12 protein-coding genes are annotated in these 16,459 nt (G+C 56.2%); 5 read left to right on the top strand and 7 right to left on the bottom strand.

The window, feature by feature from the left end:
* The first annotated feature begins 1 nt into the window (after position 1).
* Positions 2-898: an SMP-30/gluconolactonase/LRE family protein gene (locus ACQE2I_RS10895; RefSeq protein ID WP_427028131.1), complete on the top strand. Its 897-nt coding sequence runs from the start codon at positions 2-4 to the stop codon at positions 896-898.
* Positions 899-1,038: 140 nt separating this feature from the next.
* On the opposite strand, the gene ACQE2I_RS10900 is transcribed toward ACQE2I_RS10895, so the two are convergent.
* The 6 genes from ACQE2I_RS10900 to gap all read right to left on the bottom strand — a co-directional run bounded on the left by ACQE2I_RS10900 (position 1,039) and on the right by gap (position 8,888).
* Positions 1,039-2,634 carry a solute:sodium symporter family transporter gene (locus ACQE2I_RS10900; protein WP_427028132.1) on the bottom strand — a complete coding sequence of 532 codons (1,596 nt, stop codon included), beginning with the start codon at positions 2,632-2,634 and terminating at the stop codon, positions 1,039-1,041.
* 275 nt (positions 2,635-2,909) lie between these two features.
* Positions 2,910-3,572, bottom strand: coding sequence for a bifunctional 4-hydroxy-2-oxoglutarate aldolase/2-dehydro-3-deoxy-phosphogluconate aldolase (locus ACQE2I_RS10905; protein ID WP_427028133.1), 663 nt, complete (start codon positions 3,570-3,572; stop codon positions 2,910-2,912).
* 37 nt (positions 3,573-3,609) lie between these two features.
* Complete coding sequence (gene pgl / locus ACQE2I_RS10910; RefSeq protein ID WP_427028134.1) at positions 3,610-4,275, bottom strand: 6-phosphogluconolactonase; 666 nt, start codon at positions 4,273-4,275, stop codon at positions 3,610-3,612.
* A 1-nt stretch (position 4,276) separates the two neighbouring features.
* On the bottom strand, positions 4,277-5,782 hold the full coding sequence (gene zwf / locus ACQE2I_RS10915; protein ID WP_427028135.1) for a glucose-6-phosphate dehydrogenase: 1,506 nt from the start codon (positions 5,780-5,782) through the stop codon (positions 4,277-4,279).
* Positions 5,783-6,128: 346 nt separating this feature from the next.
* On the bottom strand, positions 6,129-7,430 hold the full coding sequence (locus tag ACQE2I_RS10920) for an IS1380 family transposase (protein WP_427028136.1): 1,302 nt from the start codon (positions 7,428-7,430) through the stop codon (positions 6,129-6,131).
* A 456-nt stretch (positions 7,431-7,886) separates the two neighbouring features.
* Complete coding sequence (gene gap, locus ACQE2I_RS10925) at positions 7,887-8,888, bottom strand: type I glyceraldehyde-3-phosphate dehydrogenase (RefSeq protein ID WP_427028137.1); 1,002 nt, start codon at positions 8,886-8,888, stop codon at positions 7,887-7,889.
* A 236-nt stretch (positions 8,889-9,124) separates the two neighbouring features.
* Between gap and ACQE2I_RS10930 the strand changes: the two genes are divergently transcribed.
* Positions 9,125-9,601, top strand: a complete 477-nt coding sequence (locus tag ACQE2I_RS10930; RefSeq protein WP_427028138.1) for a methylglyoxal synthase — start codon at positions 9,125-9,127, stop codon at positions 9,599-9,601.
* A gap of 16 nt (positions 9,602-9,617) precedes the next feature.
* Here ACQE2I_RS10930 and cra read toward each other — a convergent pair whose 3' ends face one another.
* Positions 9,618-10,595, bottom strand: coding sequence for a catabolite repressor/activator (gene cra / locus ACQE2I_RS10935; protein WP_427028139.1), 978 nt, complete (start codon positions 10,593-10,595; stop codon positions 9,618-9,620).
* Between the two features lie 184 nt (positions 10,596-10,779).
* Between cra and ptsP the strand changes: the two genes are divergently transcribed.
* From ptsP to ACQE2I_RS10950, 3 genes are read left to right on the top strand one after another with little or no spacing between them, the layout of a single operon-like run.
* Positions 10,780-13,650, top strand: a complete 2,871-nt coding sequence (gene ptsP, locus ACQE2I_RS10940; RefSeq protein WP_427031442.1) for a phosphoenolpyruvate--protein phosphotransferase — start codon at positions 10,780-10,782, stop codon at positions 13,648-13,650.
* Positions 13,650-14,621, top strand: coding sequence for a 1-phosphofructokinase (pfkB, locus tag ACQE2I_RS10945; protein WP_427028140.1), 972 nt, complete (start codon positions 13,650-13,652; stop codon positions 14,619-14,621). Before ptsP ends, pfkB begins: the two co-directional genes overlap by 1 nt.
* Positions 14,618-16,351: a PTS fructose-like transporter subunit IIB gene (locus ACQE2I_RS10950; RefSeq protein WP_427028141.1), complete on the top strand. Its 1,734-nt coding sequence runs from the start codon at positions 14,618-14,620 to the stop codon at positions 16,349-16,351. Before pfkB ends, ACQE2I_RS10950 begins: the two co-directional genes overlap by 4 nt.
* Positions 16,352-16,459 lie beyond the last annotated feature (108 nt).

Raw genomic sequence — 16,459 nt, forward strand, 5'->3', positions numbered from 1 at the left:
TATGAAGTCAAACATGCGTGTTGCAACGTGGCATGCCGAGTTAGCGGTCGATTGTCGCTGTATGCTGGGTGAAGGCCCGCAATGGGATGCCAGTAGCGGTCGGCTCTACTGGTGCAATATTCTCGGCAAGCAGCTCCACTGGTTATCCCCCGCCAGCGGGGAAAGCGGCCACTATCCACTAGATCATATGGTATCGCTGGCCGTGCCGCTTGAAGGGGGCGGCCTGCTGTTAGTTGGGGAAGACCGTCTAAGCCGCTTCGAGCCTGAAAGCGGCAATATAGACAGATTTGGTGATTTCGAAACGGACAATCCGGTTACCCGCAGCAATGACGCCCGTGTGGATCGCCACGGCAGCCTGTGGCTTTCCAGCATGGGTAAACATGCTGAAAAAGGCGCAGGTAGCCTTTACCGTCTACATCGCGGCAAACTCACGCTTTTACGTTCCGACCTCACGATTCCCAACGCCATCTGCTTTTCAGAGAATGGTGAGTTTGCCTGGTTTACCGATACGGCGACCGGCATTGTGATGCGCTGGACACTCGATAGTGAGGGTTGGCCTAAAGACGAACCAACGCCCTGGGCGGATTTTTCCACCTCGCCAGGCAACCCGGATGGCGCCGTAGTCGATAGCGAAGATTGCCTATGGTTAGCGCTGTGGGGCGCTGGGCAGATTGTCCGCCTGGATCAAAATGGTCAAGTGATTGGCCGCGTAGAACTACCGGTCAGCCAACCCTCCTGCCCAGCATTTGCAGGCCACGATCTTAAAACGCTGTATATCACCACGGCGCAAGAAGGATTTAGTGCCGAGCAGCTTGCCCAGGAACCCACCGCTGGTTCGCTCTACCGGGTTGAAACCGGTATCTCGGGGCTAGCCGAACCGCCGTTGCGCCTCGTATAACGCTCTAAGCTATACCGTAGTAATAAACTATAACGTAGTAAGCAAGAGGCCCCGCTAGTTTCCACTAACGGGGCCTCTTTATATTACTTCTATTACTTCTCGCTGTTACGGCTTCACCTCTTCGTCACTTTAGATGACGATTAACCGGCGAAGCTGATGTACATCACGATCACCAATACGACCAGCACGATGCCTGCAGGCACAGCGCCTTTCCAAGGTGCTAGATCGACATCACCGCTGTGCTCTTGAACCCAATCCTTCTCACGGGGGCGCAGCTTGCCGATAATCAGCATCACCGCCACCAGTAATACAAAGACCAGCGCCACAAAGTGGAACTCGTGCATGATCTGCGGCAGCAGTGTAAACGGTGGCACAAAGTAACCGGCGGCAATCAATAAGCAGCCGCCGATCAGGGCGATTTTGGCCGCCATTGGCGGAACACGTTTGGTTAGCAGCCCGACCAGCACCACGGCAAGAATCGGAATAAAGTAAATCGCGTTCATCTTCTGCAGGTAACCAAAAAGGCTATCCTGGCCAGCCAACAGCGGTGCAATAATCATGGTGATAATCGCCATGATCCAGCCGAAGACTTTACCCGATTTGACTACCTGCTCTTCCGTCGCCTGTTTATTCAGCACACCTTTATAGATGCCCAGACTGAAAATCGTCGTAGTGCTATTCAGTGCGGAGTTAAACGACGACAAGATCGCACCTACCATCACCGCAGCAAAAAAACCGGTTAAGTATGGCGGCAATACGTTAAACACCAAATGACCATAGGCTTCGTCAGCACGGACGCCCTGATCGGCATACAGGTTATAAGCGATAATACCTGGCAATACCAAGTAGAGAGGCCCCAGCAATTTGAAGAGACCGGTTAACAGCACGCCCTTCTGACCTTCAGCCAGGTTTTTAGCCGCAAAGGTACGCTGAATAATCTGCTGGTTGGTGGTCCAGTAGAACAGGTTAATCAGGAAAACGCCGGTAAACAGGGTAAAGAACGGCACCTGCTGATCAGCGCCACCAATCGAGTTAAGCTTATCCGGGTCACTCTCTTTTAGGATGCTCCAGCCTTCCATAATACCGCTGCCACCGCTCACCGCCTGAAGGCCGAAGTAGACGATGACAAAGCCACCGATCAACAGCCCAACGCCGTTAAGGGTATCCGAAACCGCGACCGTGCGTAGCCCGCCAAACAGTGCATATACCGCACCAATAATACCGACAATCCATACCGTTAACCAAAGCAGCGTAGAGGTAGACTCGATGCCGGTTAAGCCCGGCAGATCCAGCATGCCCTGCAACCCAATGGCACCCGAATACAAAATAATCGGCAACAACACTACCGCATAAGCAATCAGGAAAATGATATTGGTGATTAGCTGGGTCGTCTTATCGAAGCGTATTTCAAGCAGCTGCGGCAGCGTGGCAATGCCACTTTTCAAAAAACGCGGCAGGAAGAATAGCGCTAACGCTACCAGCGCAATAACCGCCACCACTTCCCAGGCCATAACACTTAAGCCATCGGAAAACGCCGCCCCATTCAGCCCCACCATTTGTTCGGTGGAAAGATTGGTCATCAACAACGAACCGGCAATCAACGGAAACGTTAACGTGCGTCCAGCTAGAAAGTAGCCGCTAGTGCTCGAATGGTCATCACGGCGGGTAATACGCCAAGTAATAAAGGCGACCAGCCCTGTAAAGAACAGGAAGGACGCCAGGGTCAATGCGTGCATATTGACTCACCTCTTAATCGCTACAGTTTAATCATTATCGGGGGCACGCAGGTCGATATATGCGTGGACTATAAAATGTCAGACATATTATTTGTACATTTTAGACGAGCTGAATATGGCTCGTTATAAGCCTTTGGTCTTACGCAGGCGGTTACCATAAGCGAATGATAAGATTTCGCTATAAAAAAACCCTAGTCATGTTCTTAAACAAGGCGCTTAAAAACGATACTAGGGCTGAAGCTTGCTGGTTAATATTTCAAGCAAAAGTGGTCTGTTTAGTGATGAAAGCGCTCGGCTGCTTGGCGGGCCAACTCGCGAATGCCGTCCCAATCTTCAGCTTCTACCATTGCTTTAGGCGTTAGCCAGGAGCCGCCAACACACATCACGTTGGGCAGCGATAGGTAGTCATCGGCGTTATCAACCGTAATGCCACCTGTAGGGCAAAAACGGGCTTCGGGGATCGGCGCGCCAAAGGCCTTGATCGCTTTGGCGCCGCCGCTGGATTCCGCCGGGAAGAACTTAAAGCGGCGGTAACCGTACTGCCAGCCGGTCATCAGCTCTGAAATCGTTGAAACACCCGGCAGCATCGGCACCGGGCTTTCTACACCGTAGCGATAAAGCGTATCCGTTGCGCCTGGCGTGACCACAAAATCAGCGCCGACCTGCTCGGCCTGGCGATACTGGGCGGGCGTTAGCACCGTGCCTACCCCAATGCTCGCACCCGGCAACGCTTCCTTCATGCGCTTGATGGCATCCAGCGCGCAATCAGTACGCAGGGTGACTTCCAGTACGGTTAAGCCGCCTTCCACCAGGGCACGCCCCAACGGCACGGCATCTTCTAAACGCTCAATCGTGATGACCGGAATCACTTCGGCTTTTAAGCAGATGCTATCAAGCTCGGCGGTGCGCGTGGACGGTAACTGTTTATCGATAGTCATAAGTGAGTCTCCAAGCAACTTATTATTAGCGAAGGCCTTAAGGCGCCCAGTAAATTGCCAATGGGCAGGTTAAAAAGACACGAATCGGCAGCTGACGTACGTCGTCGCCGTTTAATGCCTTGGCCAATACGGCGCGTTTATCGTCGCCGGTAATATGTAAAACATGGCGGCGCGCTTGATGCAGGCGATCCGCCGAGAAAGTAATCCGCGGCTGCGACTGACTAGGTGTTCTTACCGCTACTAAAAGCTCATCCGTTGCGAGAGCCAGGGTCAGCTCGGGGCTGTCTGGGAAAAGTGATGCCGTATGCCCATCACCTCCCATACCCAGAATCACCATGCTGGCTGGCCATGCTAGCGATGCAACGCGCTTCGTGACCTCTTCTACGCCCTCTTCAGGTGTAGAAGCCTCACACGTTAACGGTATAAAATTGGCAGCCGCGGCTTCGCCTTGCAGCAGATGCTCACGCACTAGCTTAGCGTTGCTATCACTGCTTTTTTCATCCACCCAGCGCTCGTCGGCCAGCGTAATATCCACGCGCGCCCAGGGCAGCGGTTTGGCCGCCAACGCCTGAAAAAAAGGCACCGGCGTAGAGCCGCCCGAAACGACCAGCAACGCGCGCTCTTGGCGGTTTAGGTCTTCGTGCAGCGCCTGAAAAACCGCTTCGGCGAGCTGCTCAGCCAATTGTTGGCGTACTTGGCTCATATCAATAATCCTCGTACCAGCTGCGGCCATCTTGGGTAATCATGGCGATAGAGGCGACGGGCCCCCAAGAGCCCGCTGGGTAGCGGCGCGGCGGCGTATCACGCTTTTTCCAGCCGTCAATCAACTGGTCGCACCAGCGCCAGGCGTGTTCGATTTCATCGCGGCGGACGAACAGGTACTGCTGGCCTTTCATGACTTCCAGCAGCAGACGTTCGTAGGCATCGGGAATGCGCGATTTAGGAAATGCATTGTTGAAATCCAAATGCAGCGGGCCGGGGCGCAGGCGCATGCCTTTATCCAAACCGCTATCTTTGGTCAATACTTGCAGGGCGATACCCTCTTCCGGCTGCAGGCGAATAATCAACTTATTCGAGGCGATGCCGCGCTGATCCGGGTCGAAGATATAGTGGGGCTGCTGACGGAAGTGGATGACGATCTGCGAGAGCTTCTCCGGCATCCGTTTACCGGTGCGCAGGTAAAACGGCACGCCTGCCCAGCGCCAGTTAGCCACTTCGGTTTTCATGGCCACAAAGGTTTCGGTTTGGCTCTGGGTATTGGCATCCTCTTCTTCCAAATACCCCGGCACTTGCTGCCCGTCACTGGTGCCGGCAATGTACTGGCCACGCACCACATCGCGCCCGAGCGCTTCGCCCACAAACGGTTTAAGTGCCTTGAGTACTTTTACCTTCTCATCGCGAATGGCATCAGCATCGAGATTAGACGGCGGATCCATGGCGATTAAGCACAGCAGCTGAAGCAAGTGGTTTTGCACCATATCACGCAGCTGGCCCGCCTCGTCGAAATAGCCCCAGCGCCCTTCGATACCAACTTTTTCGGCAACGGTAATTTCCACATGGGAGATGTTGTTCTGATTCCACTGGGTGCCAAACAGCGGGTTGGCAAAACGCAGGGCAATCAGGTTCTGTACGGTCTCTTTGCCCAAATAGTGGTCGATGCGGTAAATCCGCGACTCGGGGAACACTGCACCGATGGCGTCGTTAATTTCAACCGAGGAGTGCAGGTCGTAGCCGATGGGTTTTTCAACCACCACGCGGGAGTCATCGTCCAAGCTTTTACTGGCCTGCAGGTGACGGCAAATATCACCATAAATACGCGCACCGACGGAGAGATAGACCACCATGGGGCGCGGTGAGCCCTTTCGCCACTGGCGAATGGCGTCGTAACCTTCAACGCTGGAAAAATCGAGTTTCAAGTAATCTAAACGGGCAAGAAAGCGCTCTAGACTGGGCTTATCTTGCTCGCTGCTTTTCAACCGTTTTTGCAGCGCGGCATTAACCATTTTACGGAATGACGCCGCGTCGTGCTCTTGGCGGGCCAGCCCCATAATACGCGTGCTTTCAGGCATCAAGCCTTCGCGGTCAAGATGGTATAAGGCAGGAAATAGCTTGCGCATGGCAAGATCACCCAGCGCCCCAAACAGCGCTAAATCAATAGCGTGATTCGGATCGCCCAGCGGTGCACCTTGGGAAGCAGTGGACTGGCTCATCGTTGCTCCTATTTATAATCAGATGACCTAATGTTGTTAGATTACCTAAAACTTACCTTAAAGCAGGCATTATACGCAATATTGTTTGTAATTTTACTACAAATAATAACACGTGTACCTGAGTTGTATTTAAATCCCCCACCTCTGCCTCAGAATGAGCCAAAATATCGATCCAGTGAAGCTAGCCCGGATTTCTCATAGCACCTCAGCCAGTACCACCTCCAAGCCGTCATACCACTAAAAGCCGATTGGTACGGTTTAAACTGCCTGCTTTTTAGCCTCTTTCCGTCGTTCAGACACACCTCCCCCTTTCCCCCATTGCGTCGGGCCGGGGGCGCCCGCGCATTCAGCTCGGTACTAACCGCCTGATGAGATCGGATAGTTGCGCTTTATAGGGGTAGCTGTCACTCATCAACACCCGGATTCGGCGCGTATTGCGGATGATGACCGCGCCCACTTTGATGAGTTTGAGCCTCAGGTTGCTTGGGCTCATGCGCTCAAAAGGGGTCTTCTTCAGGTAAGTGCGTAAGCGCTCGAACAGCGTATAGGCGAAGCCCGATAAGATCAGCCGCCACTGATTGGCCCACCAGTGCGTACTGGAGGTCCGGTCAGCAAACAGGCTCAGTTGTTGATCCTTGATTCGGTTCTCCATGTCGCCCCGAGCGCAGTACTGCTCGTAGTAGAGTTTGAAGCCATCGTCATAACGGGAACTAATGATAAACCGGGGATTAGAGCCCAGTTCGCCTTCTTCCAGACGGGCCACCACCCAGCGTGGATACTTCCAGGAGTGTGCTTGATATTGGAAGCGGAACGTCTCTGCCACTTTCCCGCCCACCTCCCACTGGGTCTTGCGCACCAGCATCATGGGCACGTCCACTTCCTTGAGCAGCCGACTGTTCTTGCCGATGCCCACGATGTAGTCGATATGATGCCGATCACACCAGTTCAGCATCCGAGGGCGGCAAAAGTGGCTATCACCCCGTAACACGATGCGTGTATCGGGCCAGTACTGGCGGATAAAGCGCACCAGTAACGCCAGAATGGCCCAGCTGTGATGGCTGTCGCTGTGGTCACTGGTGCGCAGATAGCTCACTAGTAGATGGCGGCCACAGAAGACATACAGCGGGAAGTAGCAGTGGTGATCGTAATAGCGGTTAAAGAACTTCCCGGGTTGCTCACCGTGCACAGGGATATCGGTGCCATCAAAGTCCAGCACGATCTCCTTCGGGGGTGCGTCATGCTGTTCAATGAAGTGGTGCCACAGCACCTCATGGGCCTTCACCATCGCTTGTCGATCGGCGTTCTGCTCACTCCGGCACAGCGTAGACTTGCCTGCCAGCGCATTATCTTCACCGAGCGCTGTCTGAAGCGCCTGATCATAGCGTAGGGCCTCATGGTCGTTGAAATCTTCGTAGCCCGCGGCGACACCGAACACTCGCTGACGAACCAGAGTGTCGTGCTTGTGACGAACCTGTTCCGGTGCGCGGGGATCATGAAGCACGGAGGCCAAGCGGTGCGTCAGGCGATGTTGCTTATCGACTTCACGAAGCAGGAGCAATCCAGCATCGGAGGTGATGTGGCCCCCAGAGAAATCGGCTTCAATTTGGCGGCGTGAGAGTGGCGAGAAGGTCAGTTTTTCAGGTACCATTTTGGAAGCGGTTGTTGGTGCTTGATGGATTGGTTAGGCTCTTGAAATCATAGCACTTTCAGCCGCTTTCTTTTATACCCCGTGAGAAATCCAGGCTAGGCAGCTGAAAAGAGCAGGTACATAAAAAGCGAGAATAAATGCAACGGAGGTATCCCGACTCTTAGTCGGGATACTTAAGGTAGGTAATCAAATCTCGACCGCGCGACCGATAAACTCGATTGGGCCAGTGCGGCATGGCTGAAGGATGTAATCAGAGTGGCGGCCAGGGTAGCGCGCGTTAGATGATGAATGATCATTTTCAGTCTCCTAAAGGTTTATTATCAGCTGCCTTAAATAGCGGCTGTATAGGGAATACCCGCGAGGAGACGTTTTGGATGCACTCTTTTTAAAAAATAAAAAAACCCTGAGCAAGGGCTCAGGGTAACGGAAAGAAGAGTTAGCAGTGTTCGCTATAGATTAAGCGGTCTTCTGCATCGCAATGGCAGTATCCAGCATGCGGTTGGAGAAGCCCCACTCGTTATCGTACCAAGCCATAATCTTAACCAAACGGCCATTCACACGGGTGTGATTAGCGTCTAAGGTGGATGAGTTGGCATCGTGGTTAAAGTCGATAGAGACTAGCGGCTCGGCATTAACCGCCAGCACCGGCGAATTCGCAGCAGCCTTCTCGACGATAGCGTTGATCTCTTCTTTAGTGGTGTCGCGGCTAGCGGTAAAGGTAAGATCCACCAGCGAGACGTTGATCACCGGCACGCGAACTGCCAAGCCATCAAATTTGCCCGCCAGCGCCGGCAACACCAAACCTACCGCCGCCGCGGCCCCGGTTTTGGTCGGGATCATCGAGTGAGTGGCGCTACGCGCACGGTAGGGGTCGGAGTGGTAAACATCCGACAGATTTTGATCATTGGTGTAAGCGTGCACCGTCGTCATCAAACCGTTCTCGATACCGACCGCGTCATTCAACGCCTTAGCGACGGGAGCTAAACAGTTGGTGGTGCAGGACGCATTAGATACCACCGTATGCTCGGCGGTTAACACATCATCATTCACCCCGTACACAATGGTGGCATCAGCATCGGGGCTGGGGGCAGAAATCAACACCCGCTTGGCGCCAGCACTAATATGTTTGGCTGCCGCCTCACGCTTGGTAAATAGCCCAGTACACTCCATGACCAGATCAATGTTCATGGTCAACCAAGGCAGCTCCGCAGGATCGCGCTGTGAGGAGATCGCGATACGATCACCATCGACCGTGATGCTTTCAGCGTCATGCTCTACCTTAAAGGGGAAGTGGCCGTGAACAGTGTCGTGCCGCAGCAGGTGGGAGTTTAACGAAGGATCGCCTAAGTCGTTAATGGCGACGACTTGGATGCGGTCACGGTAGCTGTTTTCGTAAAGGGCGCGCAGTACATTGCGGCCAATACGACCAAATCCGTTAATCGCAACTCTTATTGTCATGATAGCTCCTCAATTAACCAGTGGTAGCCAATGGTGTGTTTCGTAAAAAAATTACCAAAAATGCGTACTTAAACGTTATTAGTTCAGAAAATATCGCTTTAATCGTCTAAACAGGCTAGTTAATATCCAATATGTAGTAAAATTACTATATAAACACTATCGCAGTCCAATACTAAAAAAACCAATATGAGCAAGACCAATATGCGAAAGACCAACATTAGGAAGAGAGTATCGCTATGAGTGACGCGCAACCGCCCCTTCAAGCCATTCGCACCTTACAAGCACGCAAACGCATTGCGCTGATTGCTCATGATGGCAAGAAGAGTGAAATGCTCGAGTGGGCTACCCGCTGGCAAAGTACGCTCAGCCAGCATGAGCTAATCGGCACCGGCACCACCGCCGGGCGCTTAAAAACAGCGCTAGGTTTAAGTGTAGAAGGATTAATGAGCGGCCCATTGGGGGGTGACCAGCAAATTGGCGCTCGGATTGCCGAGCAGCGCCTGGATGTGTTGATCTTCTTTTGGGATCCCTTCTCGCCGCAGCCCCACGACCCGGATGTCAAAGCACTGCTGCGCTTAGCCGCGCTGTGGAACGTTCCCGTCGCTTGCAATGCGGCCAGCGCAGATTTCTTTCTCTCATCGCCCTACTTGAGCGAAAGCTACGACATGTCGATTCCGGATGCCAACGCCTGGGCCCAAGCCAGAACGGTCTAACGCAAAGCCCCTCTCTCTAACGGGTATGCAGGTGACGCGCCACCACCTGCAGCCCGCACTCATAGTCGCCGTTCATAGCGGCTAATGCGCAGTTCAGCGTTAATTCGGCGATACGGTCATAGTCTTGCAGCGCTGAATTTACCGGCTGGGGAAGAAAATCCAGCAGCCGGTGATCACCAAAGGTGGCCAAGCGGGTATTTTCAGGCAATCCGCCACGCTCCAAGAACACATCAAATACCCCTTCCATCAGTGTGTAGGAGGCAGTTACCAGCGCGTCGGCACCGCCCAGCTCATCCAGAAGTTGCGCGACTAAACATGCCCCTTCGCTACGCTCGTAGCGCGTACCACTTAAAATAAGCGGGTCAATTGCAGTACCGTTAAGCGCCGCTTGAAAACCCGCCCGCCGTTCGCTGCTAATCGACAGGCTCGGCATCGCCTCCAGCCACGCAACGCGCTTGGTCGCCTTGCTGATGACGGAATGGGTCAATGTCTTGGCCGCTGCGCGGTCATTGCTTACTACGCTTGCAAAGAGCGCTGGATTTAGCCCTCGATCCATCCCTACCACGCACCAGCCTTCGCCTACCAGGTCGGCATAAAACGTATCGTCGCTGGGCAGGCAACTGGCGGTAATCAGCACTTCACAGCGCTGGGCTCGCAGCGCCAGGGCGAGGGTACGTTCGCTTTCTGCGCAGTCATCTGAACTGACGATCAGCAGTTGATACCCCTGCTCTCGGGCACCACGCTCCAGGCGCTTGGCCAGGCGGGCGTAACTGATATTTTCCAAGTCCGGCACGATCAGTCCCAGCAACCGGCTTGCCCCCCGGCGCAGCGCAGCTGCCTGAGGGTCAATGTGGTAGCGGTGCTGGCGAACCACTGCCATCACTTTATCAATCGTTGCTGCGCTAATGCGCCGCTGCTCGGCCTGGCCATTAATCACGTAGCTGGCAGTGGTGCGAGAGACGCCGGCTAGCCGGGCAATATCGGCGAGTGTCATGGTGGCTCCTCTTCAAGTTACTCGGCAGTTTATCAGCAAGTTAGCGCCTACCAGACCAAAGTCTAAAAGAGCAACCCTTGTGTCATTTAGTGAATCGATTCAGCATAGCCAACTATACACCGATGATACGATTCATCTAGCTCACTTCGATGCGCTACGACTATGGTTCTACACGGAGACTCCGATGTTGACACTCGGCCCTAATGACATCTTGCTAGGCCGCCACGCCGACAGCTGGCAAACCGCGCTAGACAGTGCCGCTGAAGCGCTGGTAGACGCCGGATTGGTTGAGGCCGAGTACCGCGACGGCCTACACGCCCGCGAGGCACAATCATCAACGTTTCTGGGCAACGCCATTGCGATACCCCACGGTACGCCGGAAAGCCGTCAGTATGTGAAGCAAACGGGCGTGCGCGTGTTGCAGTTTCCACACGGGATCAAGTGGCACGACGGCCAGCAGGTGCACGTACTGGTAACGATTGCCGCCCAAAACGATGAACACCTGGATATCCTGCGCCAGCTAACCCACGTGCTGGATCGCGAAGGCGTTGCCGAGCAACTGGCCAATGCCACCTCCGCGGCAGATGTAGCCCGCCTGCTTTCCAAACCTGCATTAGAACCGCGCCTGGATGCCGACACCCTATGCGTCAACTTTCCTGCTCGCGACCTACAAGAACTCGCTCTGGCTGCAGCCGCCCGCTTACGCCAAAGCGGCTGTGTCGATAACAGCTTTATTTCCGCCGTCGCCGCGGCACAGCCAACCTGGTTAGGTAAAGGGCTGTGGCTGGCTAGCAGCGCCCAGGGCGTTAACCTGCCCGCGCTTGGGGTGGCCACACCTGCTGAACAAAGCCTGGAAAGTGCTGGTCATCCGGTGCATGCGTTGTTCTGCCTAGCCGCCCATGGCGATGCCCACCGCCCCCTGCTAGAGCAACTGATGGCGGTGTTGGAAAACAGCGAAAGCCAAAGCCTAGTGGGCAAAACCAGCGCGCAGCTGTTAGCCACTCTGGCAGGCGAAACCGCCAGCACTCAGACTCGCCGGGTACGGGTGCTCAACCCCCATGGCCTGCACGCCCGCCCCGCCAAACAGCTGGTGCAAATTGCCCGCGCCCAGGCCATGCCGATTCAGGCACGCTTGGAAGAAGGCAGCGCTACTCCGGTTTCCGCCGCCAGCCTGACCAAAGTGATTGGCCTGGGCGCACGCCGCGGCCAGTGGCTGGTGCTTTCAGCCGAGGGCGAGCAGGCAAGCGCAGCGCTAGAGGCCGTCGCCGAAGCTGTTGAATCGGGCCTGGGGGAGAAAGTCACACCCTTTGACGGCGGCATTGACAGCACCCCGCAAGCGAGCTCCGCCCAACCGGATATCGAGCCCCTCACGGCCGACACGCCGCATTCGGGCGTTGCCGCATCCCCCGGCTTGGCCATTGCGCCTGTGTTTGTCATTCGTCCGCTGCAGTTCGACTACGCCGAGCATGCCAGCGACCCCGAACACGAAATCAGCCGTTTAAACAGCGCGCTAAAAGAGGGCGCCGCCCAACTGGAAACCTTGGTGCATAACGCCCCCGGTGGCGAAGTCGCCGACATTCTTTCGATGCACGAAGAGATGCTCGACGACCCGGAGCTCCATCATGCGGCGACGGATGCCATTCGCGAAGGCCGCTCGGCGGAAGCGGGTTGGTGGGAGGCGATTGAAACCGCGGCGCATGCCCAGGAGATGCTCGCCGACCGCCTGCTGGCCGAGCGCGCTGCCGACCTGCGCGACGTAGGTCGCCGGGTATTGGGCGTACTCTGCGATGTCACGCTTCCCGAACCACCGGATCACCCTTACATTCTGGTCATGGACGATATCGGCCCTTCCGATGTGGCGCGCCTGGATACTTCCCGGGTACGCGGCCTGCTCACCGTTCGCGGCGGTGCCACGGCGCACAGTGCTATTCTAGCTCGCGCATTGGGTATCCCCGCTGTCGTCGGCGCTGGGCAGGCCGTAATGGCGCTCAACAACGCCAGCATGATGATTCTGGATGGCGAACGCGGCCGAGTCACATCGCAGCCTTCCGAAGCGCGCCTGCAGCGCGCCGAGCAACAGTTGCTCGACCTTCAGCAGCGCGAAGCCGATGCCTGGGAAAGCCGCTTCGGGGTCGCCCAAACGCGCGATGGGCACCGTGTCGAAGTCGCTGCCAATCTGGGCAATACCGCCCACGCCGCCGATGCGGTGGAGCGCGGTGCCGAGGCCGTTGGCCTGCTGCGTACTGAATTTCTATTTATGGCTCACGCCAGCGCCCCAGACTTAACCACCCAAATTGGCGAATACCGCCAGGCGATTGAAGCACTCGATGGTCGCCCACTGGTCGCGCGCACGCTCGATGTCGGCGGCGACAAACCGCTGCCCTACTGGCCGGTGCCCCAGGAAGACAATCCCTTCCTGGGCCTGCGCGGCATTCGTTTAGCGCTGACCCAGCCCGACGTTTTGGAAACCCAACTGCGCGCGCTGTTGATGGCCGGCAAAGACAGTCCTCTGCGTATCATGCTGCCGATGGTCAAAGATATCGCCGAGTTCCGCGCTGTAAAAGCCATCTATGACCGCCTTCTTCAAGAGATCCCTACTTCCCAGCGCGCTACCGATATACAGCTTGGGGTAATGATTGAAATACCCTCCAGCGCACTGCTAGCGCCCAGCCTTGCTGCTGAAGTGGACTTCTTCTCAGTGGGTACCAACGACTTGACCCAGTACACCCTGGCCATTGACCGCGGCCACCCGGAGCTTTCGGCCCAAGCCGATGGTTTGCACCCTGCTGTGCTGCGTTTGATTCAGATGACCGTGGCGGCTGCCCATACCCAAGGCAAATGGGTGGGCGTGTGCGGCGAGCTGGCCTCGGATGCCACAGCCATTCCGGTGCTGGTCGGCCTTGGTGTGGACGAACTTTCTGTTAGCGCGCGGCAGATCCCGCTGGTCAAGGCCCGCCTGCGCGAATTTGACTTCGCTGATGCCCAAGCCAGCGCTCAGTTGGCGCTTTCTCAAGCGACCAGCGATGAAGTGCGCGATGCACTGGAGGCGCGCTAATGGCCCGCGTGCTGTGCATTACCTTGAACCCGGCGCTGGATTTGGCGTTTAACCTTGAGTCGTTGGTGTTGGGTAGCGTCAACCGCACCACTAGCGCCCAGTTAGAAGCAGCGGGCAAAGGCGTTAACGTTGCCCGCGTATTGGCGGATCTAGGCCACGACGTCACCGTCAGCGGTTTTTTAGGTGCCGATAACGACGCTCCCTTCCAATTGGCATTTACCCAGTACTCCCTGACCGACGCCTTTGTGCGCGTGCCGGGGGAAACCCGTATTAATGCCAAAATTGCTGAACAGAGCGGTCGCGTTACCGACATTAACGGCCCCGGCATGCCCATTGACGCCACGCATTTGCGGGCGCTGATCGACAAACTGAATATCGAGCTTTCCAGCGTGACACCACCCCAGGCGGTCGTTGTGGCGGGCAGCCTGCCCCCCGGGCTGTCACTGATTGATTTCAGCGCGCTGTTAAACCACTTAAACGCCAGCGGCGTACCGCTCTGGGTAGATACCAGCGGCCCGGCACTCAATGCGGCGATAGCGACTCTCCCCGCTGGTGTTAAGCCTAATGAAAACGAACTGGCAGAGTGGGCGGGCGAAGACATGGCGTCTGCCGATGCACGTTTGAATGCTGCTAAGCGCTTGCATGAAAGCGGCATCGCCAATGCATTGATTTCAGCGGGCGCCGAAGGAGTGCTATGGGTCAACGCCCAGGGCGCTTGGCACGCTACGCCGCCCAAGGTGACCGCAACCAATACCGTTTGCGCCGGCGACACCTTTGTCGCTGGCATCCTCCACGGCCTGCTGAGTGGCCACGCCCCTGAACAGACCCTTCGCTTCGCCACCGCGCTCTCGGCCGAGGCCGTGCGCCACGTGGGTGTGGGCAACCCCCACGCTGCCGATTTCGATTCACTCCAACAACACACCCGGATACGGCGTCTTGATGACACCATCACCGAGGGAGCCACGCTATGAATATTATTCTGATTACCGCCTGCCCCAGCGGCATGGCGACCACCTTCCTCGCGGCTAAGCGCCTGGAACAAGCCGCCCAGCGCCAAGGCTGGTCGGTGCACGTGGAGATGCACGGCGAAGTCGCGCCGCTCCAGGCCGCCACCGCCGAACAGATCGCCACTGCCGATTTGATCGTGGTGGCTGCTGACCATGTGCCTGCCCCAGAGCGTTTTGAAGGCAAGCGGCTATTCCAAGCACCGATTGCCAGCGCGCTCCCCGATCCCAGTGGTTTTCTCGCCCAGGCCAAGCGTGAAGCGCCCATTTATAGCGCCCCAGCTGCTACAGCTAAAGCCGCAACGCCAAGCGAAGCGGGGGGCAAGAAAATCGTTGCCGTCACTGCCTGCCCCACCGGCGTGGCTCATACCTTTATGGCCGCCGAAGCACTCGCAGAGGCGGGCAAAGCCATGGGCCACGCGATCCGTGTTGAGACTCAAGGCTCGGTAGGCGCCCAATATCAACTGACAGAAGAAGAGATCGCCGACGCCGATGTGGTCGTTTTGGCTTGCGATATCGACGTTGACCCTGCGCGGTTCGCAGGCAAGCGCATCTACCGCACCTCGACCGGCAACGCGCTGAAGAAGCCCCGCCCCACCCTTGAAGCCGCGCTCAACGAGGCTGCTATAGAGAGTGACAGCAACAGTGCGGGCAACGCTAATAAGAGCGTCAAAGAGAAAGGAGTTTATAAGCACCTGCTTACCGGCGTGTCCTTTATGTTGCCGATGGTGGTGGCGGGCGGTCTGCTAATTGCGCTCTCCTTTGTGTTCGGTATTGAGGCCTTTGAGCAGGAAGGCACCCTGGCCGCCGCATTGATGCAGATCGGTGGCGGCACCGCCTTTGCGCTGATGATTCCCGTACTGGCAGGCTACATCGCCTACTCCATCGCCGACCGCCCCGGCATCGCGCCAGGTATGATTGGCGGCATGCTGGCGGCCAATATCGGCTCCGGTTTTATTGGCGGTATTTTGGCAGGTTTCCTGGCAGGCTATGTGGCGCTGGCGGTGACGCGCTACGTCAAACTGCCCTCCAGCGTTGAATCCCTCAAACCGATTCTGATCATTCCGCTAGTCGCCAGTTTGGTCACCGGCCTGACCATGATTTACGTAATTGGCGAACCGGTCGCGGCGCTGCTTAATGCTCTGACCAGTTTCCTGGAATCCATGGGCTCCACTAACGCGGTGCTGCTGGGTATCCTGCTCGGCGCGATGATGTGCTTCGATCTGGGTGGCCCGGTCAACAAAGCCGCGTACACCTTTGGCGTGGGTCTGCTAGCCTCCGAAACCTACGGCCCCATGGCGGCGATTATGGCGGCGGGTATGGTACCTGCCATTGGTATGGGCATTGCCAGCTTTGTAGCGCGCAACAAGTTCTCGGCACCGGAGCGCGAAGCGGGCAAAGCCTCTTTTGTATTGGGCCTGTGCTTTATCAGTGAAGGCGCGATTCCCTTTGCGGCGAAAGACCCGCTACGCGTTATCCCCGCCTGTATTGCTGGCGGTGCCCTTACCGGCGCCCTATCAATGCTGGTAGGCGCAAAGTTGATGGCGCCTCACGGCGGCATCTTTGTACTGCTGATCCCCAACGCCATTACTCCGGCACTGCTCTACCTTGGCGCTATTGTAGCTGGCTCGTTGGTGACCGGTTTAGGCTATGCGTTTATCAAACGTGATGCGGCACAGGTAGCACTCGCCACCTAACCGCTGTTACCAAAAAGTGAGGGCAGGCGAACATGCCTGCCCTTTTAAATACGTCGCTTTACGCATTTAATACCTTTTCACGCCACTTATACCCTCTACTCTTTGTCA

It is taken from the genome of Halomonas sp. H2 (assembly GCF_050215315.1).
Taxonomy (GTDB): domain Bacteria; phylum Pseudomonadota; class Gammaproteobacteria; order Pseudomonadales; family Halomonadaceae; genus Vreelandella.

Excerpts from the sequence above, each read along its gene's own strand:
- ACQE2I_RS10950 (WP_427028141.1), top strand. The coding sequence starts at position 14,618 with ATGAATATTATTCTGATTACCGCCTGCCCCAGCGGCATGGCGACCACC.
- ptsP (WP_427031442.1), top strand. The coding sequence starts at position 10,780 with ATGTTGACACTCGGCCCTAATGACATCTTGCTAGGCCGCCACGCCGAC.
- ACQE2I_RS10895 (WP_427028131.1), top strand. The coding sequence starts at position 2 with ATGAAGTCAAACATGCGTGTTGCAACGTGGCATGCCGAGTTAGCGGTC.
- pgl (WP_427028134.1), bottom strand. The coding sequence starts at position 4,275 with ATGAGCCAAGTACGCCAACAATTGGCTGAGCAGCTCGCCGAAGCGGTT.
- ACQE2I_RS10920 (WP_427028136.1), bottom strand. The coding sequence starts at position 7,430 with ATGGTACCTGAAAAACTGACCTTCTCGCCACTCTCACGCCGCCAAATT.
- ACQE2I_RS10905 (WP_427028133.1), bottom strand. The coding sequence starts at position 3,572 with ATGACTATCGATAAACAGTTACCGTCCACGCGCACCGCCGAGCTTGAT.
- ACQE2I_RS10900 (WP_427028132.1), bottom strand. The coding sequence starts at position 2,634 with ATGCACGCATTGACCCTGGCGTCCTTCCTGTTCTTTACAGGGCTGGTC.
- gap (WP_427028137.1), bottom strand. The coding sequence starts at position 8,888 with ATGACAATAAGAGTTGCGATTAACGGATTTGGTCGTATTGGCCGCAAT.
- cra (WP_427028139.1), bottom strand. The coding sequence starts at position 10,595 with ATGACACTCGCCGATATTGCCCGGCTAGCCGGCGTCTCTCGCACCACT.
- zwf (WP_427028135.1), bottom strand. The coding sequence starts at position 5,782 with ATGAGCCAGTCCACTGCTTCCCAAGGTGCACCGCTGGGCGATCCGAAT.
- pfkB (WP_427028140.1), top strand. The coding sequence starts at position 13,650 with ATGGCCCGCGTGCTGTGCATTACCTTGAACCCGGCGCTGGATTTGGCG.
- ACQE2I_RS10930 (WP_427028138.1), top strand. The coding sequence starts at position 9,125 with ATGAGTGACGCGCAACCGCCCCTTCAAGCCATTCGCACCTTACAAGCA.